The sequence below is a fragment of the Lentzea sp. JNUCC 0626 genome, from assembly GCF_043632865.1.
Lineage (GTDB): Bacteria > Actinomycetota > Actinomycetes > Mycobacteriales > Pseudonocardiaceae > Lentzea.
In genome coordinates, this window is the sequence record NZ_CP171635.1 from 5,106,939 (window position 1) to 5,125,893 (window position 18,955).

The 18,955-nt window shown below is 70.2% G+C and carries 18 protein-coding genes; 9 read left to right on the forward strand and 9 right to left on the reverse strand.

Features of this window, described 5'->3' with window-relative positions:
- Nucleotides 1-29: 29 nt before the first annotated feature.
- Nucleotides 30-1,682: a DUF885 domain-containing protein gene (locus JNUCC0626_RS22625; protein WP_394621772.1), complete on the reverse strand. Its 1,653-nt coding sequence runs from the start codon at nt 1,680-1,682 to the stop codon at nt 30-32.
- Between the two features lie 99 nt (nt 1,683-1,781).
- Here JNUCC0626_RS22625 and JNUCC0626_RS22630 point away from each other — a divergent pair, with 99 nt between their 5' ends.
- A complete protein-coding gene (locus JNUCC0626_RS22630) occupies nt 1,782-2,444 on the forward strand; it encodes a DUF3153 domain-containing protein (protein WP_394621773.1) in 663 nt (220 codons plus the stop codon).
- Nucleotides 2,445-2,453: 9 nt separating this feature from the next.
- Here the strand turns inward: JNUCC0626_RS22630 and JNUCC0626_RS22635 are convergent, their stop codons facing one another.
- Nucleotides 2,454-3,335, reverse strand: coding sequence for a methylenetetrahydrofolate reductase (locus tag JNUCC0626_RS22635; RefSeq protein WP_394621774.1), 882 nt, complete (start codon nt 3,333-3,335; stop codon nt 2,454-2,456).
- 124 nt (nt 3,336-3,459) lie between these two features.
- Here JNUCC0626_RS22635 and JNUCC0626_RS22640 point away from each other — a divergent pair, with 124 nt between their 5' ends.
- The 3 genes from JNUCC0626_RS22640 to JNUCC0626_RS22650 all read left to right on the forward strand — a co-directional run bounded on the left by JNUCC0626_RS22640 (nt 3,460) and on the right by JNUCC0626_RS22650 (nt 7,026).
- The gene (locus JNUCC0626_RS22640) at nt 3,460-4,521 is read left to right on the forward strand and encodes a polyprenyl synthetase family protein (protein WP_394621775.1); all 1,062 of its coding nucleotides are present in this window, start codon (nt 3,460-3,462) and stop codon (nt 4,519-4,521) included.
- Nucleotides 4,522-4,690: 169 nt separating this feature from the next.
- Nucleotides 4,691-6,139, forward strand: coding sequence for a polyprenol phosphomannose-dependent alpha 1,6 mannosyltransferase MptB (gene mptB, locus JNUCC0626_RS22645; RefSeq protein ID WP_394621776.1), 1,449 nt, complete (start codon nt 4,691-4,693; stop codon nt 6,137-6,139).
- Complete coding sequence (locus JNUCC0626_RS22650) at nt 6,136-7,026, forward strand: phytoene/squalene synthase family protein (RefSeq protein WP_394621777.1); 891 nt, start codon at nt 6,136-6,138, stop codon at nt 7,024-7,026. The genes mptB and JNUCC0626_RS22650 overlap by 4 nt, the downstream gene beginning before the upstream one ends.
- Nucleotides 7,027-7,121: 95 nt before the next feature.
- Here JNUCC0626_RS22650 and JNUCC0626_RS22655 read toward each other — a convergent pair whose 3' ends face one another.
- Nucleotides 7,122-7,490, reverse strand: coding sequence for an Rv2175c family DNA-binding protein (locus tag JNUCC0626_RS22655; protein ID WP_394621778.1), 369 nt, complete (start codon nt 7,488-7,490; stop codon nt 7,122-7,124).
- A 101-nt stretch (nt 7,491-7,591) separates the two neighbouring features.
- Between JNUCC0626_RS22655 and pknB the strand changes: the two genes are divergently transcribed.
- The gene (gene pknB / locus JNUCC0626_RS22660) at nt 7,592-9,604 is read left to right on the forward strand and encodes a Stk1 family PASTA domain-containing Ser/Thr kinase (protein ID WP_430623503.1); all 2,013 of its coding nucleotides are present in this window, start codon (nt 7,592-7,594) and stop codon (nt 9,602-9,604) included.
- A gap of 66 nt (nt 9,605-9,670) precedes the next feature.
- Here the strand turns inward: pknB and JNUCC0626_RS22665 are convergent, their stop codons facing one another.
- Complete coding sequence (locus JNUCC0626_RS22665; RefSeq protein WP_285646345.1) at nt 9,671-11,059, reverse strand: class II 3-deoxy-7-phosphoheptulonate synthase; 1,389 nt, start codon at nt 11,057-11,059, stop codon at nt 9,671-9,673.
- Between the two features lie 165 nt (nt 11,060-11,224).
- On the opposite strand from JNUCC0626_RS22665, the gene JNUCC0626_RS22670 reads away from it, so the two are divergent.
- Nucleotides 11,225-12,232 (forward strand): DUF2891 domain-containing protein, encoded by a 1,008-nt coding sequence (locus JNUCC0626_RS22670; protein WP_394621780.1) that lies wholly within the window; start codon nt 11,225-11,227, stop codon nt 12,230-12,232.
- A gap of 27 nt (nt 12,233-12,259) precedes the next feature.
- Here JNUCC0626_RS22670 and JNUCC0626_RS22675 read toward each other — a convergent pair whose 3' ends face one another.
- Nucleotides 12,260-13,024: an IclR family transcriptional regulator gene (locus JNUCC0626_RS22675; protein ID WP_394621781.1), complete on the reverse strand. Its 765-nt coding sequence runs from the start codon at nt 13,022-13,024 to the stop codon at nt 12,260-12,262.
- A gap of 80 nt (nt 13,025-13,104) precedes the next feature.
- On the opposite strand from JNUCC0626_RS22675, the gene JNUCC0626_RS22680 reads away from it, so the two are divergent.
- From JNUCC0626_RS22680 to dmpG, 3 genes are read left to right on the forward strand one after another with little or no spacing between them, the layout of a single operon-like run.
- Nucleotides 13,105-13,881 (forward strand): 2-keto-4-pentenoate hydratase, encoded by a 777-nt coding sequence (locus JNUCC0626_RS22680; protein ID WP_394621782.1) that lies wholly within the window; start codon nt 13,105-13,107, stop codon nt 13,879-13,881.
- The gene (locus JNUCC0626_RS22685; protein WP_394621783.1) at nt 13,881-14,807 is read left to right on the forward strand and encodes an acetaldehyde dehydrogenase (acetylating); all 927 of its coding nucleotides are present in this window, start codon (nt 13,881-13,883) and stop codon (nt 14,805-14,807) included. The genes JNUCC0626_RS22680 and JNUCC0626_RS22685 overlap by 1 nt, the downstream gene beginning before the upstream one ends.
- Nucleotides 14,804-15,802, forward strand: a complete 999-nt coding sequence (gene dmpG, locus JNUCC0626_RS22690; RefSeq protein WP_394621784.1) for a 4-hydroxy-2-oxovalerate aldolase — start codon at nt 14,804-14,806, stop codon at nt 15,800-15,802. Before JNUCC0626_RS22685 ends, dmpG begins: the two co-directional genes overlap by 4 nt.
- A 3-nt stretch (nt 15,803-15,805) precedes the next feature.
- Here dmpG and JNUCC0626_RS22695 read toward each other — a convergent pair whose 3' ends face one another.
- The 4 genes from JNUCC0626_RS22695 to JNUCC0626_RS22710 are packed head-to-tail and all read right to left on the reverse strand — an operon-like array spanning nt 15,806 to nt 18,925.
- Nucleotides 15,806-16,735 (reverse strand): 2,3-dihydroxyphenylpropionate 1,2-dioxygenase, encoded by a 930-nt coding sequence (locus tag JNUCC0626_RS22695; RefSeq protein ID WP_394621785.1) that lies wholly within the window; start codon nt 16,733-16,735, stop codon nt 15,806-15,808.
- Nucleotides 16,735-17,619, reverse strand: coding sequence for an alpha/beta fold hydrolase (locus JNUCC0626_RS22700; RefSeq protein WP_394621786.1), 885 nt, complete (start codon nt 17,617-17,619; stop codon nt 16,735-16,737). The genes JNUCC0626_RS22695 and JNUCC0626_RS22700 overlap by 1 nt, the downstream gene beginning before the upstream one ends.
- Nucleotides 17,616-18,143: a cupin domain-containing protein gene (locus JNUCC0626_RS22705; RefSeq protein ID WP_394621787.1), complete on the reverse strand. Its 528-nt coding sequence runs from the start codon at nt 18,141-18,143 to the stop codon at nt 17,616-17,618. Before JNUCC0626_RS22705 ends, JNUCC0626_RS22700 begins: the two co-directional genes overlap by 4 nt.
- 14 nt (nt 18,144-18,157) lie before the next feature.
- A complete protein-coding gene (locus JNUCC0626_RS22710; protein ID WP_394621788.1) occupies nt 18,158-18,925 on the reverse strand; it encodes an SDR family oxidoreductase in 768 nt (255 codons plus the stop codon).
- Between the last annotated feature and the right edge of the window lie 30 nt (nt 18,926-18,955).

The window sequence follows — 18,955 nt, forward strand, 5'->3', positions numbered from 1 at the left end:
CTCCCCGCACCACGGCGACAGGCAACGGCTCAGAGAGCCGCCAGCCGTTCGCGCAACGTGTCGAGGCCCATCGCGCCCATCTCCAGGGCCTCCTTGTGGAACACCTTGAGGTCGAAGTCGGCGCCCTTGCGGGTCCGCGCGTCCTCGCGGGCGGCGAGCCACAGGCGTTCGCCGATCTTGTACGACGGCGCCTGGCCGGGCCAGCCGAGGTAGCGGTCGATCTCGTCGTGGACGTGCGCCGCCTCGGAGAGGGTGCGGGTCAGCATGAACTCCAGGCCGAGTTCGGGCGTCCAGCGCTCGCCGGGGTGGAAGCCGGTGCCCGCCGGGATCTCGAGTTCCAGGTGCATGCCGATGTCGATGATGACGCGGGCCGCGCGGAACAGGTGCGCGTCGAGCATACCGAGCAGGTCGCCGTCGTCACCGAGGTAGCCGAGTTCGCGCATGAGGCGTTCGGCGTAGAGGGCCCAGCCCTCGCCGTGGCCCGACACCCAGCACATGAGGCGCTGGAAGTCGTTCAGGGTCTCGGACTGGTACACCGCCGTCGCGCACTGGAGGTGATGGCCCGGCACGCCCTCGTGGTAGACCGTCGAGGTCTCGCGCCACGTCGGGAACACCGACTTGCCCTCGGCGATCGACCACCACATGCGGCCGGGACGGGAGAAGTCCGCGGTCGGCGGCGTGTAGTAGGCGCCCACGGCACCGCCGGGCGGGGCGATCTTGCACTCGAGGTTCATCAGCGCGTCGGGCAGGTCGAAGTGCACGTCGCGCAGGTCGAGCAGGGCCTTGTCGGACAGCTCCTGCATCCAGTTGCGCAGGCCGTCCTGGCCGTGCACCTGGTAGCGCGGGTGCTCGTCGAGGTACTCGGCGGTCTCCTTGAGGGAGGCGCCCGGCTTGAGCCGCGCCGCGATCTGCTTCATCTCGGCCTCGATGCCGAGGAACTCCTCCCAGCCCCACGCGTAGGCCTCGGCGAGGTCGAGGCGCGAGCCGGTGAAGTACCGCGAGCCGAGGCGGTAGCGCTCCTCGCCGACGGCGTCCTTGGTGGGTGCCTGCGGCGCCAGCGTCGTGCGCAGGAACGACGCGAACTCGGAGTAGGCGGCGGCTGCGGCCTGTGCGCCCGCGTCGAGAGAGGTGCGGACGGTGCCGTCGACGTTCGCGGACGCGGCGAACGGGAGGAAGAAGGTGGAGGCGAACGTGTCGCACTGCTTGGCGACCTGGGTGACCTGACGCAACGCGGAGACGTTGCCGCGGGAAGCGGCGTGCGAGAGAGAGGCGCGCAGACCGTCCAGTGCGGCGGGCACGGCGGCGAGGCGGCGGCCGATCGTGGCCCACTGCTCGGGGGTGTCGGTGGGCATCTGGTCGAAGATGTCGCGCACGGACTGGATCGGGCTCGCGATGACGTTCAGCGAGGACTCGGTCTCCCCCGCCTCGTACAGCTCGTGCTCCAGGCCGATCCGTTCCAGGAAGACGGCGCGGGCCGCCTCCTCGGAGGCATCCGCGGGCTGGGCGGCGGTGATGTCGGCGAGCGCGCGGGCGGCGAGGTCGTCGCGCGCGGCGTGCCCGTCCGGGGAGAGGTCCGTCAGCTGGTCGTCGGAGCCAGCGAAGCCCAGGCTCGTGGCCGTGATGGGGTCGAGCGCCACGAAGTCGCGGACGAATTTGTTGCTGATGTCGTGCACGGATGCCATGTTTCGAGACGCTACCTCGCGCCTCTCGGCACCAAAAGGTAGTTAGTCAAGCTCACGACCTTTGGAGGGGACCTGCGTCGTTTGGACCACCCTGGCAGGATGTCCGCCGTGCGTCGTTCCCGGGCACTGCTGCTGCCGGTCTTCTTGCTGCTCACCCTGTTTTCGTTGAGTGGCTGCGTGCGCGTGTACGCCGCCATGGCCGTGTCGGACGACGACCGCATCTCCGGCGAGATCGTCGCGGCCACCCCTCCGACGCAGGACAACGATCCCGGCCCGCAGCTCAAGGTGCCACCGGAGCTCGCGAGCCGGGTGACCACCAAGCCGTACCGGGTGGAGTCCTACGCCGGTACGCAGCTGTTCTTCAACGGGCTGTCGTTCGACGAGATGCGCACGCTGTCGATGACCACCAGCTCGTCGAACAGCCGCTACAGCCTCAACTTCCGCCGGTCGGGTGATCTTGTCACGCTGTCGGGGTCGGTCGACCTGACGCAGGTCCCGGTCGAACGCGCGGACATCCAGATCAAGGTCAGCTTCCCCGGCAAGATCGTGAACACCAACGGCCGCGAGGAGGAGAACAACACGATCGCGTGGTCTCCGAAGCCCGGTCAGGCCTCGATGCTCCAGGCGACCGTGCAGTACGCGGGCGAGAACTCCCAGTCGTTCTTCGGCTGGGCGCTGCTGGTCGCCGGGCTCACCGGTGGCGCGGCGCTGATCGTCGTCGTGCTCGCCCTCATCGCGCACAAACGCAACGTCACCATCTAGGGCGACGATCTAGGCGCGCGCCACCAGGCCCAGGCGTCCCAGCACTTCCTTCGTCGCCTTCGACCTGTTCATCGTGTAGAAGTGCAGCGCCGGCACGCCCTCGTCGAGCAGCCGCTGGCACATCTCGGTCGCGATGTCGATGCCGGTCGCCCGGAACCCCGCGACGTCGTCGAGGTACGGCTCCAGTCGGCGCGCGACGTCGAGCGGCAGGTCGGCCCCGGACAGCTCCACGATCTTGGACAGCCCGCGCGGCGACAGCATCGGCATGATGCCCGGCAGGATCGCGGCGGTGCTGCCCGCGTCCGCGACGCGGTCGCGCAGCCGCAGGAACGGCTCCGGCGCGTGGAACAGCTGGGCCACTGCGTAGTCCGCGCCCGCGTTGAGCTTGCGCAGCAGGTACTTCAGGTCGGTGTCGAGGTCGTTCGAACGCGGGTGCCCGTACGGGAACGCCGCCACGCCCACGCAGAAGTCGCCCAGCTCGCGCACGAGCGAGACGAGCTCGTCGGCGTAGTTGAGGCCTTCCGGGTGCGCGACCCACTCGCCCATCGGGTCGCCGGGAGGGTCGCCGCGCAGCGCGAGGACGTTGCGCACGCCGATCGCCGCGTACCAACCGATGACGTTGCGCAGCTCGGCCACCGAGTGGTCGACGGCGCAGAGGTGCGCGACGGGCAGCAGCGTCGTCTCCTGCGCGATGCGGCCGGTGGCGCGGATCGTGCGGTCGCGGCGGGACCCGCCGGCGCCGTAGGTGATCGACACGAACGCCGGGTCGAGGCCCTCGAGCTCGCGGACGGCCTTCCAGAGGACCTTCTCGTCCTCCGCGTCCCGTGGCGGGAGGAACTCCACCGAGAACTTGGGGAACTCCCCCTGGAGCCTGTCCACCACCGACGTCATAGGGCAACCTTAGTGGGTCTTCCGGTAGGTGAGACACCAGCTCACCATGTGGTACGCCGGACCCGACATGCGCGTGTCCCGGGACACAGCGGACCATGGACGTGTGTCCCACCACCCCATCGGCATGACCGATAAGGACAGGGCCCTGCCCGCACGTGTCGAAGCAGCACTGACCACGTATCTGGCCTCCCGGCGAGCGTCCGGCGAGGCGATGGACCCGAGCTTCGCGAGCGCCGTCGACGCGCTCTCCGACTTCGTGCTGGGCGGGGGCAAGCGCATCCGTCCGACCTACGCGTGGTGGGGCTGGCGCGCGGCCGGGGGCGACCCCGACGGCGAACTCGCCGACGAGGTGCTCACGGCGGTCAGCTCGCTCGAGCTGATCCAGGCGTGCGCGCTGATCCACGACGACCTGATGGACGCCTCGTCGGTGCGCCGGGGCAAGCCGACCGTGCACATCGCGTTCGGCGCGCGGCACCGCGAGCAGGGCTGGCTCGGGTCGTCGGAACGCTTCGGCATGTCCGCGGCCGTGCTGATCGGGGACGTCGCGCTGGCGTGGGCGGACGACATGCTGTTCGCCGCCGGGCTGCCCGCCGAGGTGCTGCGGCGGATGAGCGAGCCGTGGCGGGACATGCGCACGGAGATGCTCGCGGGCCAGTACCTCGACGTGCTGACGCAGGCGCGGGGCGACTCGTCCCCGGACGCCGCGGTGCGCATCGACCGGCTCAAGACGGCCGCGTACACCGTCGAACGGCCGTTGCACATGGGCGCGGCGATGGCGGGCGGCTCGCCGGAGCTGATCGACGGCCTGCGGGCGTTCGGCGCCGACATCGGCGTCGCGTTCCAGCTGCGTGACGACCTGCTCGGCGTGTTCGGCGACCCCGAGGTCACCGGCAAGCCCGCGGGCGACGACCTCGCCGAGGGCAAGCGCACGCTGCTCGTGGCGCTGGGCATGCAGTTCGGCGCCGATATATTGGATATCGCCTTGGGCAAGCCCGACCTCGACCTCGAGATCGTCGAGGAGGTCCGCCGCGCGCTCGTCGACGTCGGCGCCGTCGACGCCGTCGAGGAGCGCATCGAGGAGCTGACGAAGAGCGCGCTGGCCGCCCTCGACGACGCCCCCGTCGCCGAACCGGCCGCGACCAAGCTCGCGGACCTCGCGATCAGCTCGACGAAGCGGACCTTCTGAAGTCGATCTTGAGCGTTCTTTCCTGAGAGTTGGTTAACTGCTCGTGACCGTGTGGGCTGTTGCCTGCTGACGCTTCCGCGCGTTGTGCAACGATGTTCGGGCGATGGCAGCAACCCCGTCCCTCCCCCGCACGAGCTCCGAGGCGTCTCCACAGGAGCTTGATCCAGTCGTGCGCACGAACACGTACGCCATCCCCATCCGCACGACCATGCTGGGCCTGCTGGGCGTGGCGCTGATCGCGCTCGGGGGCATGGGTGCCGGCGCGATCCTGGAGCGCGACCCGCTGCTCGCCCAGGTGGGCCTGAGCTGGCTGCGCTACGGCCACGGCCGCGATCTCGCGAGCATGGTCCTGTACCTCGGCCTCGGCCTCGTCATCTGGGCGTGGATCCGGCTCGGCCGCCTCGTGCGGTGGGGTGAGATCGGCGACTTCGCGGTGCTGGTCGCGGTGACGGTGTGGACGTTGCCGCTGCTGTTCGCGCCGCCGCTGTTCAGCAAGGACATCTACAGCTACCTCGCGCAGGGACAACTGGCGCTGAGCGGGTACGACCCGTACACGGTCGGGCCCGCGGTCCTGCAGAGCACGCTCTCCGAGAACGTCAGCTGGGTGTGGCAACACACGCCGGCGCCGTACGGGCCGTTGTTCATCCTGGTCGCCAAGGCGATCGTGTGGATCACGGACGCGAGCGTCATCCTCGGCGTCGTCGCCATGCGGTTCTCGCTCGCGGGCGGCCTGGTGCTGCTGTGCTGGGCGCTGCCGGGCCTGAGCAGGCACCTGGGCGGCAAGTCGGCGATCGCGCTGTGGCTGGTCGCGGCGAACCCGCTGGTGCTGATCCACCTGATCGGCGGCGCGCACAACGACCTGCTGATGATCGGGCTGATGGCGGCCGGTGTGCTGCTGGTGCTCGACCGCAGGCACGTGCTCGGGTTCGTGCTGCTCGCGCTCGCGTTCTCGGTGAAGGCGACGGCGGTCGTGATCGTGCCGTTCCTCGTCTGGATCTGGGCGGCGCGGCTCGACGGCGACAAGAAGACCCAGTTCCGCAAGGCGCTGGTACCCGGCCTCGTCGCGTTCCTCGGAACGTTCGCGGTGTGCACGGTGATCGCCGGGGTGAGCCTCGGCTGGATCCCGGCGCTGCGCAGCTCGTCGATGATCATCAACTGGTTGTCGCTGCCGAGCGCGGTCGGCGACTTCGTGCGCATGATCGTGAACTGGTTCGTCTACGTCGACGGCGGCATCTTCCTCGGCGTCGCGCGCGGCATCGGGTCCGTGGTGCTGGTCTGGATCGCCTACACGCAGTGGTGGGCGTCGCGGGACGGCGAGGTGCGCGACGCGATCCGGCGGGGCGCGCTGACGATGCTGGCCGTGGCGCTGCTGTCGCCGGCGACGCTGCCCTGGTACTTCAGCTGGCCGCTGGCGCTGGCCGCCGGGTTCGCCTGGACGACGGGCGCGCTGGTCACCGTGGTGGTGGCGTCGCTGTTCCTGATGCTGGTGACGTTCCCGAACGGCGACACGGCCCTGTACTCGTGGGGCTACCTGTTCTTCGCCCTGCTGGTGTCAGGACTCGCGGCGCGGTCGCTGGTGAAGCCGGACCCGTTCGGCCTGTCCTCCCGCTACGAATGAGCGCCGGGACAACAAGCCTGGCATCGGACTACACCGCGTGCCGCCGGGTCAACGCGCGGTACGGCAAGACGTTCTTCCTGGCCACCACGCTGCTGCGGCCTGAGCAACGGCCCGCCGTGCACGCGCTGTACGCATTCGCGCGCTGGGCCGACGAGATCGTCGACGCCGCCGGGGTCGAGGACCGCGCGGGCGAACTCGACCGGCTGGAGCGGCTCCTCGACAAGCCTCCGTCCAACCCGGTCCTGAACGCGCTCGCCGACACGATGCGCCGCTACGACATCGACAGGTCGCTGTTCACCGACTTCCTCGCGTCGATGCGAATGGACCTCGACGTGACGGAGTACGCCGACCTCGACGCCCTCGGCGTCTACGTGCACGGCTCGGCGGAGGTCATCGGCCTGCAGATGCTGCCCGTGCTCGGCACCGTCGTGCCGCGCGAGGAGGCCGCCCCGTACGCGGCGCGGCTCGGGGTGGCGTTCCAGCTGACGAACTTCCTGCGCGACGTCGGCGAGGACCTCGACCGCGGCCGCGTCTACCTGCCGCAGGACGTCCTCGCCGCGCACGGCGTCGACCGCGACCTGCTGCAGTGGGTTCGACGAAGTCGTCGTCCGGACGACCGGGTGCGCGCGGCGCTCGACGACCTCGTCGCGCACTCATATGCGATATATCAGTCGGCGGAGCCGGGCATCGGGATGCTGACGGCGTCGTCGCGGCCGTGCGTCCGGACCGCGTACACCCTGTACCGCGACATCCTCGCGCTCGTCGGCTGCGAGGTGCTGTGGCGGCGCGTGGCCGTACCGCAGTGGCGGCGGCTGGCCGTAGCAGTGCCCGGTGCGAGCCGAGCCCTCGTCGCCCGTGTGACCCTCGCCCGTGCGGCACAGCGGTGAGGCCTGCTTTAGCCGTAGGCACCCCTGGGTACGCGCACGGCGGCCCTGGGCGTCTCTCGTCTGCGGAGACGCCCGGAACCGCCGTGGCAGGTGTCCTAGAAGCCCATGGACTGCGCGCGGCGCTTTACCTCGCGCCCACGGTCACCGCGCAATGCTTCGATCGGAGTGCCAGGGAGGCTTTCGTCCTCCGTGAAGAGCCAGCGCAGAATCTCGGCCGTGGAGAAGTTCTGGTCGCGCAGCACCGTGATGGTGCCGGGCAGACCCTTGACCACGGCTCCTCCGGCGGCGAGGAACGCCGCCGGGATGACGAGAACGCCGGACCGCCGCTCGGCGAGCAGTTGCCCGTCGCGCAGCATTTGGTGGACCCGGGTGACCGGAAGCCCCATTCGGTCGGCCACCTCGGGGAGGTCGAGAACCTCCAGGTCGGCAGCCAGTACATCCGCAGCGGCAGGAATCGCACTCACGGGGGTCACAATGCCATAACCGAACTGGGAACGCCCTTCCGCCAACCGGGTCATCCTGAGCTTTACCATCTCGCACTGTGGAGAGGTCGGTTTCGAACGTGATGGGTGGACTGCTGGAGCAGCGCTACCGGGTGGACTCCGTGCTCGCACGGGGTGGCATGTCCACCGTCTATCGAGGTCGTGACACCCGCCTCGATCGCGATGTCGCCATCAAGGTGATGGATCCTCACCTGACCGCCGACCCCGCGTTCGTGGCGCGCTTCGAGCGCGAGGCCCGGGCCGCGGCCCAGTTGCATCACCCGGCCGTGGTGTCCGTGCACGACCAGGGCGTCGACGGTGACCAGGTGTACCTGGTGATGGAGCTGATCGACGGCGGCAACCTCCGTGACCTGCTCAACCAGCGCGGCAAGCTCGCTCCCGCGGTCGCGTTGAGCGTCCTCGGGCCGGTGTTGTCGGCGTTGGGCGCGGCACACCGCGCGGGGCTCGTGCATCGGGACGTGAAGCCGGAGAACGTGCTGATCGGACCGGGTGGCCAGGTCAAGGTGGCGGACTTCGGGCTGGCGCGCTCGATCGGCGTCAACGGCGTCACGAGTGACAGTGAGATCCTCGGCACCGTTGCCTATCTTTCACCCGAACAGGTGGAAACGGGCGCCGCGGACGCGCGCAGTGACGTGTACTCGGCCGGCATCGTGCTCTACGAGATGCTGGCGGGTCAGGCGCCGTACCGGGGCGAGACGCCCCTCTCGGTGGCCTACCAGCACGTGAACTCGGACGTCCCGTCGGTTCCGGACATCCCACTGGCGCTCGACACGCTGGTGCGCAAGTCGACGCGGCGCAACCCGGTGCTGCGGCCCGCGAACGCCGACGCGTTCCTGGCCGAACTGGAGCGCGTGGGCACGGAGCTGGGCCTCACGCCGCAGCCGGTGCCCGTGCCCGGTTCGCTGCCGGAGAACGACAGGACGGTCATCATGCGGCCGGTCCCGGTCGCGGTGGGCGCGACGCCTCCGTCGGCGGCCGAGCTGACCAGGCCGGTGGTGCCGAAGCCCCCGATCAGCCCGGCGAACTCCAACGCGGCGGCGATGACGACCATCAACACCGGTCCGCCGACGCCCCCGCCCGGCATCTCGGCGACGCGCGCGATGCAGCGGCAGGACCCGCCGCGCAGGCGCACCCCGGCGAAGAAGAAGACGAAGGCCGAACTGGCCGAGGAGCAGCGCCAACGGCGCAAGAAGCTCTACATCATCTGGGGCTCCGTGGCCGCGGTGCTGCTGATCGCCATCGGCTCGTTCGCCTACTACGTGAACGCGAACCGGTACACCGAGATGCCGACGGTGACCGGCCAGTCCGAGCAGAACGCGATGCTGCTGCTCCAGAAGGCCGACCTGACCGGCCTGGTCGAGAAGGTGGCGTCCAACGACGTGCCCAACGGCACCGTCATCAGCTCGGATCCCGCCCCCGGCGCGGAGCTGCGCAAGAACGAGGCGGTGAAGATCGTCGTCTCGCGCGGCAAGCCCGTGGTGCCGTTCATCCAGACCGGCGCCGAGGTGGACGCGGCGACCAAGGAGATCACGGCGGCAGGTCTGAAGACGGCCAAGGACGCGGCGAAGGACGCGTTCCACGACACCGTGCCGATCGGCAAGGTCGTGGGCGTCGACCCGCGGCCGGGCACGACCCTCGACATCGACTCGCCGGTCACCCTGATCCTGAGCAAGGGCCCGCCGCCGCGCCTGCCGGTGCCGAACGTCGTCGGCAAGACGAAGGACGAGGCGTTCGCCGAACTGCAGCGCGCGGGCATCGAGGTCGTCGAGGCGGGTGGCGAGGACGCCGCCGAGAACGGTGGGTCGCGCGTGGCCCGCACGGACCCGCCCGCGGGCACCGTGCTCGACCCGACGCAGAGCAAGCGCGTCACGGTGTTCTTCGAGAACAACCGCGAGGTCGAGGTGCCCGACGTCGCCCGCAAGAAGGTGCGGGAGGCCAAGGAGGAGCTCGAACGGGCCGGTCTGAAGGTGAAGGTCGAGTTCAACAAGAACAACAACGCGACCGTGGTGAACCAGTCGATCCCGCCGGGTCAGCGGGTGCGACGCGGTACCGAGATCACGATCGTCGGTCTCTAGGGCACAAAGCGAAGGGCCCCGCGTTCTCGACGCGGGGCCCTTCGTTCTTCAGCTGGTCTTCAGGAGTTACGAGCGCAGCATCTCGGCCACGAGGAACGCGAGCTCCAGCGACTGCTGCGTGTTCAGGCGCGGGTCGCACGCCGTCTCGTAGCGGCCGGCGAGGTCGTCGTCCGAGATCTCCTGGGCGCCGCCGAGGCACTCGGTGACGTCCTCACCCGTGAGCTCGATGTGGATGCCGCCGGGGTGCGTGCCGAGGCGGCGGTGCACCTCGAAGAAGCCCTGGACCTCGTCGACGATGCGGTCGAAGTGCCGGGTCTTGTAGCCGGTCGACGACTCGTGCGTGTTGCCGTGCATCGGGTCGCACTGCCAGATGACCTTGTGGCCGCTGGCCTCGACCTTCTCGATGATGGCGGGCAGCACGTCGCGCACCTTCTGGTTGCCCATGCGCGAGATGAGCGTCAGGCGGCCCGGCCGGTTGTGCGGGTCGAGGCGCTCGACGTACTCGACGGCGAGTTCCGGCGACGTCGTCGGGCCGATCTTGAGACCGATCGGGTTCGACAGCATCTCCGCGAACGCGATGTGCGCGCCGTCGAGCTGACGGGTGCGCTCGCCGATCCACACGAAGTGCGACGACAGGTCGTAGAGCCGCGGCTCGTCGCCCGTCGTGTCGAGGCGCAGCAGCGCGCGCTCGTAGTCGAGGAGCAACGCCTCGTGCGAGGCGAAGATCTCGGTGCCGTGCAGCGACTGGTCGTTCACGCCGCACGCGGACATGAACTTGAGGCCGCGGTCGATCTCGCCGGCCAGCGCCTCGTAGCGCTCACCCGCGGGCGAGGTGCGCACGAAGTCGCGGTTCCAGTCGTGCACGCGGTGCAGGTCGGCGAGACCCGCGCCGGTGAGCGCACGGAGGAGGTTCATGGCCGCGCCCGCGTTCGCGTACGCGCGGATCATGCGACCGGGGTCGGCGATGCGCGCCTCGGGGGTCGCGACCAGGGAGTTGATGATGTCGCCGCGGTAGGACGGCAGGCCGAGGGCGTCGATGCCGGACGAACGCGGCTTGGCGTACTGGCCGGCGATGCGGCCGACCTTCACCACGGGAAGGCTCGCGCCGTAGGTCAGCACCACGGCCATCTGCAGCAGGGTCCGGATGTTCGCGCGGATGTGCGGCTCGGTGTTGTCAGCGAACGTCTCCGCGCAGTCACCGCCCTGCAGGAGAAATGCCTCACCGTTCGCGACCTGCGCCAGTTGCGTGTGCAGCCGGTCGATCTCGGCGGGCACGGTGATCGGCGGCACGCTCTCGAGCACGGTCCGCACGCGACGCACCTGTTCGGCGTCGGGCCACTCGGGCTGCTGGGCAGCCGGGCGCGACAGGGCGTCGTCCAGGCGCTTGCGCATCTCGGGAGGCAGCGGCGGAAGCTCGGGAAGCGTGTCGATGGGCACGTCCACGGTCCAGTTCACGCTGCTCATCCTAGTTGTCCCACACTGAGAGACCCTGTCGGGCCTGTCAGCTGCCCAGCACGAGGTTTCCACGCGACGTGGCCCACCGGGCGGCCGGGCGAAGTCTGTTACCTGTCAACGATCGGCCTCTGCCCTATTGAGATGTCGCACTGCATGATGTGGGCCATGGACGCCACCCGATTGGATGACAGCACCGCGACCCGGCTGCTGGGCATCGCGATCGACAACATCCAACGCGACCACCCGGTGCACTGGACGCACGTGATCGACGGCGATCACCGCCTCCTGCCGCAGCGGGTGCTGCATCCCGTGTTCGCCGGGTCGTTCGACTGGCATTCGTGCGTGCACCAGACGTGGCTGGCCGTGCGGCTGCTGCGACTGCGTCCCTCTCTCTCGGGAGGGGACACGGCGCGCAACGCCCTCGACAAACTCGTCACCGCCGACAACTGCGCCGTCGAGGCGGCCTTCTTCGCCTCCCCCGCCGGACGGCACTGGGAACGCCCGTACGGCTGGGCCTGGCTGCTGCTGCTCGACGCCGAACTGCGCACCTCGGACCTGCCGTGGTCGGTCGCGCCGATCGCGGACGTGCTGCGCGACCGCTGGCTGGAGTGGATCTCGGCCGCACGCCTGCCGATCCGCACCGGCACGCACAGCAACACGGCGTTCGCGACGGGCCTGGTGTTCGACTCCGCTCAGGCGGTCGGTGACACCGAACTGGCCGACGCGTGCGTCGCGGCCGCGCTGCGCTGGCACGGCGACGAGGCCGGGTACGGCGGCTTCGAACCGGACGCCGCCGACTTCCTCTCCCCCGCGCTGACGACGGCCGACCTGATGCGCCGCGCCCTGCCCGCCGACGCGTTCGCCGACTGGCTCGACGCCTACCTGCCGGACCTGACCGCGGAACGGTGGCGGGTGCTGCGCGAGCCGTTCCCGGTCGACGACCCCGGCGACCCGTACGGCTCGCACCTCGCCGGGCTCGCGTTGTCGCGTGCCTGGAACTGGGAGGCGGTCGCGGACGCCCTCCCTGCCGGTCACCGGTACGTGGACCTGGCCCGGACGGCGTCGTCGACGCATCGCGAGGCCGCGTGGGGGTACGTGTTCGGCGGGCACGGGTACATGGCCGACCACTGGCTCGGGACGTTCGGCGCGTACCTCGACGTCAAAGCCTTCTGACCCGCACGGCCACTGATATATCGGATATCAGTGGCCGGCGGTCAGGCTCGCGCGGCGGATCAGGGTGAGCGCGATGCCCGTCGCCGCCGCGTGCACCGACGCCGCGTGCGCGCGCGGGTCGAACCGGGTCGTCGGCCCGGCGACGCTCACCGCCGCGACGACCTCGCCGTCGTGCCCGAGCACCGGCGACGCCACGCAGCAGAGCCCTACCCGCGACTCCTCGAACTCGTAGGCCACGCCCGTCTCGCGGATGGTGGCGAGTTGCCGCCGCAGCATCCCGGGCGTGGCGATCGTGCGCGGTGTCCGGCGTTCCAGCGGAGCCGAGAGCACGGCGGTGCGCAGCGCGGCGGGTGAGTGGGCGAGCAGGGCCTTGCCGATCGCCGACGCGTGCAGCGGCATCCGGCCGCCCAGGCGGGACGGGGTCGGGGTTTGGCGGTGACCGCCGATCTTGGCGACGTAGAGGACGTCGTGGCCCTCCGAGATGCCCAGGTGGACGGTCTCGTGGGTGCGTTCGTAGAGGTCCTCGAGGTACGGGGTGGACACCTCGACCAGGCGGCGTTCGACCGAGGCGCGGATGCCGAGTTGGAACAGGTGGCCGCCCAGGCGGTAGCCGCGGGTGCCGCGGTCGAGGAGGCGGACCTCGACGAGGTCGCCGAGCAGACGGTGCAGGGTCGCCTTGGACAGGCCGGTGCGGCGGCCCAGTTCGGCGAAGCCGAGTTCGTCGTCGTCTGCTCCGAAGGCGTTGAGCACCGTCATCACCTTGCCGAGCAGGGTGTTCGGGACCTCGGTCATCACCTGATCGTGCCACTTGGTTCCGCTGAGCGGAACTTTCCGGTGTCCACGAGGCCCGGCTCGACTCCACGATGGGCGGCATGAACGAAGTCCGAACCGCAGCGGAGCGACTCGCGCAGGCGAGCCGCGACAAGGTCACGTGTGCGCCCGTCCGGGATCTCGTCGGCGACGCCGAGGCCTACGAGGTGCAGCAGCTCAACATCGCCGCGCGCGTCGCGGACGGCGCCGGACGGGTCGGGCGCAAGATCGGGCTCACCTCGCCCGCCGTGCGCAAGCAGCTCGGCGTCGACCAGCCGGACTACGGCGTGCTGCTCGACGACATGGCGTTCAAGGACGGCGACGTGCTGCCGACCGGGCGGCTGTTGCAGCCGCGGGTCGAGGCCGAGGTGGCGTTCGTGCTGAGCGACGACCTCGTCGAGGGCCCGTTCGACGAGGAGTCGGTCGCGCGGGCGGTCGGGGCGGTGCTCGCGTCGCTGGAGGTCGTGGACAGCCGCGTCGAGGGCTGGAACATCACCTTCGCCGACACGGTCGCCGACAACGCCTCGGCCGGGCTGTACGTGCTCGGCGGCGACGAGAAGCACCTGCGCGACGTCGTCACCAAGGACGTGTCGATGGTGCTCAAGCTGAACGGCGAGGAGCGCTCGACCGGTACCGGCGCCGACTGCATGGGCGACCCGCTGACCGCCCTCGCGTGGCTCGCCACGACGTCGGCGGCGCTCGGCACCCCGCTGCGGGCGGGCGAGGTCGTGCTCAGCGGCGCGCTCGGTCCGGTCGTGCCGGTCCAGGCGGGCGACGAGGTCGAGGCGACCATCACCGGCCTCGGCACGGTCCGGGCGAGCTTCGGGAAGGACGTCTGATGAAGGTCGCGATCATCGGGTCGGGCAACATCGGCACCGACCTCGTCATCAAGGTGCTCAGGCGGTCCAGCGTGCTGGAGGTGGTGGCGCTGGTCGGCATCGACCCCGATTCCGACGGCCTCGCCAAGGCCCGCAAGCTCGGCGTCGCCACCACGTCGGACGGCATCGACGGCCTCGTCGCGATGCCCGGCTTCGAGGACGTCGAGATCGTCTTCGACGCGACGTCCGCCGGTGCGCACGCGAAGCACGCGGAGATCCTCGCCGCGCACGGCAAGAAGGTCATCGACCTCACCCCCGCCGCGATCGGGCCGATGGTGGTGCCGACGGTCAACCTCGACGAGCACCTCGACGCGCCGAACGTCAACATGGTCACCTGCGGCGGCCAGGCCACGATCCCGATCGTCGCCGCCATCAACTCGGTCACGCCCGTGCCGTACGCGGAGATCGTCGCGTCGATCTCGTCGCGCAGCGCCGGTCCCGGCACGCGCGCGAACATCGACGAGTTCACCGAGACGACCGCGCAGGCCATCGCGGACGTGGGTGGCGCGCGGCGGGGCAAGGCCGTGATCGTGCTCAACCCGGCCGACCCGCCGATCACCATGCGGGACACGGTGTTCGCGCTCGTCAACGCACCGGATCCGCAGACACGGCACCGGATCCGCGAGTCCGTCGAGTACATGATCACCCAGGTCGCCGCCTACGTCCCCGGCTACCGCCTCAAGCAGCCGGTGCAGATCGACCCCGTCGACCAGCCGGGCACGCTCACCGAGGAACCGGTGACGCACCAGGTCACCGTGCTGCTGGAGGTCGAGGGCGCGGCCGACTACCTGCCCGCCTACGCGGGCAACCTGGACATCATGACCAGCGCGGCGCTCCAGGTCGCCGAGACCATGGCGAAGGCGTCCCAGAAAGCGGTGCGGGCATGAAGCTGTACATCCAGGACGTGACGCTCCGGGACGGCATGCACGCCCTGCGGCACCGCATCGACCCGAAGAAGGTCGCCGAGATCGCGAAGGCGCTGGACGACGCCGGCGTCGACGCCGTCGAGGTCTCGCACGGCGACGGCCTCAGCGGCGGCTCGCTCGTCTACGGACCGGGCAGCCACACCGACTGGGAGTGGATCGAGGCCGCCGCGGGAGCGTTGACAAACGCCAAACTCACGACACTGCTGCTGCCGGGCATCGGCACGTTGCACGACCTGAAGCGCGCGCACGGTCTTGGCGTGAAGTCCGTTCGCATTGCCACGCATTGCACCGAGGCCGACATCTCGGCGCAGCACATCGCCGGCGCGCGCGAACTCGGCATGGACGTGTCGGGGTTCCTGATGATGAGTCACCTCGCCGAACCGAAAGAACTCGCACGGCAGGCGAAGCTCATGGAGTCGTACGGCGCGCACTGCGTCTACGTCACGGACTCCGGCGGCCGCCTGCTGCCCAACGACGTCCGCGACCGCATCCGGGCCTACCAAGAGGTACTGGAGGAAACGACCGAGATAGGCATTCACGCTCATGAGAACCTCTCACTCGCGGTAGCGAACTCCATCGCGGCCGTCGAGGAGGGCGCCACCCGCGTCGACGCCTCACTGGCCGGACTCGGCGCGGGCGCGGGCAACTGCCCCATCGAGCCGTTCGTCGCCGTCGCGAACCTCCAGCAGTGGCAGCACAACGCCGACCTGTTCCAGCTCCAGGACGCCGCCGACGACCTCGTGCGGCCGATCATGGACAGGCCCGTGCGCGTCGACCGCGAAAGCCTCACCCTCGGCTACGCGGGCGTCTACGGCTCGTTCCTCCGGCACGCCGACACAGCCGCCCAACGCACCGGCGCCGACGTCCGCACCCTCCTGCTGGAGGCCGGACGCCGGCGCCTGGTGGGCGGCCAGGAGGACATGCTCACCGACATCGCCCTGGACCTGACCAAATAGCCGTCAGACGGGGAACGTGGTTCCGATGCCCATGCCGGTGATCCACTCCGGCACGGGCTCGTAACTCGTCCACACCAGCGGCAGGCCGACGGCGACCTGCCCGATCAGCCAGCAGCGGATCTCGTGCCCGCCGCTCCCCGCGTGGTCCTCCAGGGCCTCGTGCCCGAGGGCCGCGATCTCCCCAGGCGACCCCGCGACCAGCCGATCGAGGAACCACTCGTCCCACACGGCGTTCACGCGCGCCTCCGGGTTACCACCCATCGCACGCACCCGAGGTTCCCGCGCCGCCGCGAACTCCTTCGCGAAGGCCCGGCCCCGGATCAACGACTCGCGCCGCTCCCCCACCACAGAGGGATCGCGCGGGTCGTTGGACGGCAACCAGTGCGACAGCCCACCGGAAGCGACGACCAGCACGCGGCCGGGGAACGCCGACGACCGCAACGCCGCCCCCAGCGCCCGCCCCAGTTCCACACACCGGTCCAGCGACGGCAACGGCGGCGCCGCCGTGTTGACCACCAGCGGCACCAACGGCAGCGTGGTGCCGCCGGTGATCATCTCGTAGCTCTGCACGATCCCGTGGTCGACCGTCAGCGAGTAAGACAGCGACACGTCGAACCCCGCGTCCGCGAGCCCGCTGTGCGCCGACCAGGCCAGCAGTTGCGACACCGGCAACGGACCGGAGCTGCTGCCGAAGTCGCCGAACCCCACCGCCTCCTCGACGCCCAGCACGAACGGCGGCATCACGTCGTAGAAGTTGGCGTGGAAGTGGTCCGGCCCGATGACGACGATCGCGTCCGGCTCCAGCTTCTCCACCGCCAGCCGCACCCGGTCGGCGTCGCGCAGGAACACCGAACCCGGACCGGTGCCGTCCGGCGGCAGCAGCGTCGCGAACGGGCTGTGCGACATCCCCGCGAATCCGATGAGCTCGGCCATCAGGACGGGTCCTTTCCGTGCAGCAGCCAGGTGCGGTGCGTGTCGAGGAACTCCGAGACCTTCTCCCACTGCGGCCAGTGCCCGGCGTCGTCGATGACGTGCAGCCGCGCGTCCGGCAGCCACTGCAGCAGCATGTCCGCCTCGTCCAGCCCGCCCGTCGGGTCGTGGCTGGTCCACAGCAGCAACGTCGGCGCGGTCACCTTCCCGACCCACTCCGGGTCCCACGCGAAGTCCTTGCGCACCACCGGGTCCTGCAACACCAGCGTGTTGGTGATCGCCTGCACGAACCCCGGCCGCGAGTACACCTGGCGGCGCAGGTTCACCAGTTCGTCGGTGACCATCTCCTTGTGGTGGAAAAGGAACTCCACCCGCCGCCGCACGGTCTCCTCGCTCGGGTCGAGCACCGCGGCCATCGTGCTGTCCCGCATGCGTTGCATGACCTCGGGCTTGTTCGCGATGTTGCCGGGAGTGTTCAGCACGAGCCGGTCGACGCGGTCGGGGAAGTGCGCGGCGACCCACGCGACCACCCAGCCGCCCAGCGATTCCCCGGACAGGTGCGCGCGTTCGACACCTAAAGCGTCCAGCAGCCCCACGAGGTGCTCGGACAGCACGTCGATCGTGTAGGGCAGGTCCGGCAACGACGACCAGCCGTGCCCGACCATGTCGTAGGCGGTGACGTGGAAGTCCTCCGCCAGCCCCGCGATGTCCCGCGCGTAGGCCTCCAGGTGGCCGCCGGTGCCGTGCAGCAGCACCAACTCGGGCCCGGACCCCGCCTGCAGGACCCTGGTGCGCACGGTGTGGCCGCGCACCGGGACGTCGACGTGCCGCACGGTGTGGTCCACATGCGACAGTTCGCCCCAGATGCTGACGTGCTCGGGAATCACTGTTCCTCCCCATTGGTGTCGAAACGGGCGCGGGCCTCGTCGAAGGTCGCGAGGCCGGCGCTCTGCCTGCGGGCGAGCCCGAACAACGCGAGCAGCCGCGAGTTCTCGATCGTCAGGAACTCGACCGGGTGCTCCGACGAGTCGTTGTAGTGGCGGTGCCAGGTCCACGGCGGCGTGTAGACGAACGAGCCGGAAGTCCACGACACCGTTTCGCACGCATCAGGTTCGGCGTGCTGGATCTCGCTGTGGCCGTCGCCGGAGATCACGAAGTGCACGGTCTCGTGGTAGTGCCGCTGCATGTCCGAGCTCTCGCCCGGCGGGATGACCTGCCGGAACAGTTCGAACGTCGACGTCGGCAGCTTGCCCGCGATCCGCAGCGTCGTCGGGTTCGGCACGGCGCCCGGCGGGATCGTCTCCAGCTCGTCGTCGTGCACGACCAACGGCCGCGCGCCGTCGGGACGAACGGCGTGCGTGAGCGCGCCGAGGAAGTCGGTCATCGCGAAGTCGGGTCCTGAGGTGGCCAACTCGATCGTCCCTTTCAGACAGTCTCGGTGCGGCCGCCGTCGACGGTCAGCACGGTGCCGTTGACGTACGAAGCCTGCGGTGAAGCCAGGAACGCCACGGCGGCGGCGATCTCGCTAGTGTCGGCGGCGCGCAGAGCGGGGATGTCCGCCATGTCCTGTGCCGCAGCGGTGTCGAAGTCCACGCCCGCCGCTTCCGCCCTGCGCACGAGCACCTCCATCCGGCGCGGGGTCAGCGTCGCGCCGGGAGCGACGCAGTTGACGGTGACGCCGTCCGCCGCGAACTGCCGTGACGCCAGCTTCATCGCCGACGTCACGGCAGCGCGCAGCACCGTCGACGACGCCAAGCCGGGTTGCGGCTGCCGCACGGCCGTCGAGGTGATGGTGACGGCCCGGCCGAACCCCCGCCGGGCCATCAGTGGCAGGGCCTCCCGCAGCAACGCGAGCGGCCCGAGCAACAGCAGATCGAGATCGCGGTGCCACTGCGCGTCCGGCACGTCGAGCAGCGCGCCCGGTGACGGCCCGCCGGCGTTCACGACCAGCACGTCGAGCGACCCGTGCCGGTCGATGACGTCGGCGACGACCGAGGTGGCCTCGGCCGGATCGGCGAGGTCGCAGACGAGGTAGTCGGCGTCGAGCGCGGCGGCGGTCTCCTTCAGCGTGGCCTCGGTGCGTCCGGCCAGGACGACGCGGTGCCCGCTCTCGCGCAGCGCCGCGGCCGTCGCCGCCCCGATTCCGCCGGCGCCGCCGCCGACGAGCGCGACCCGCGTGGTGTTTGCGTCCATGAGCTCCTACAGTCGCCGTGTGCGAATGGT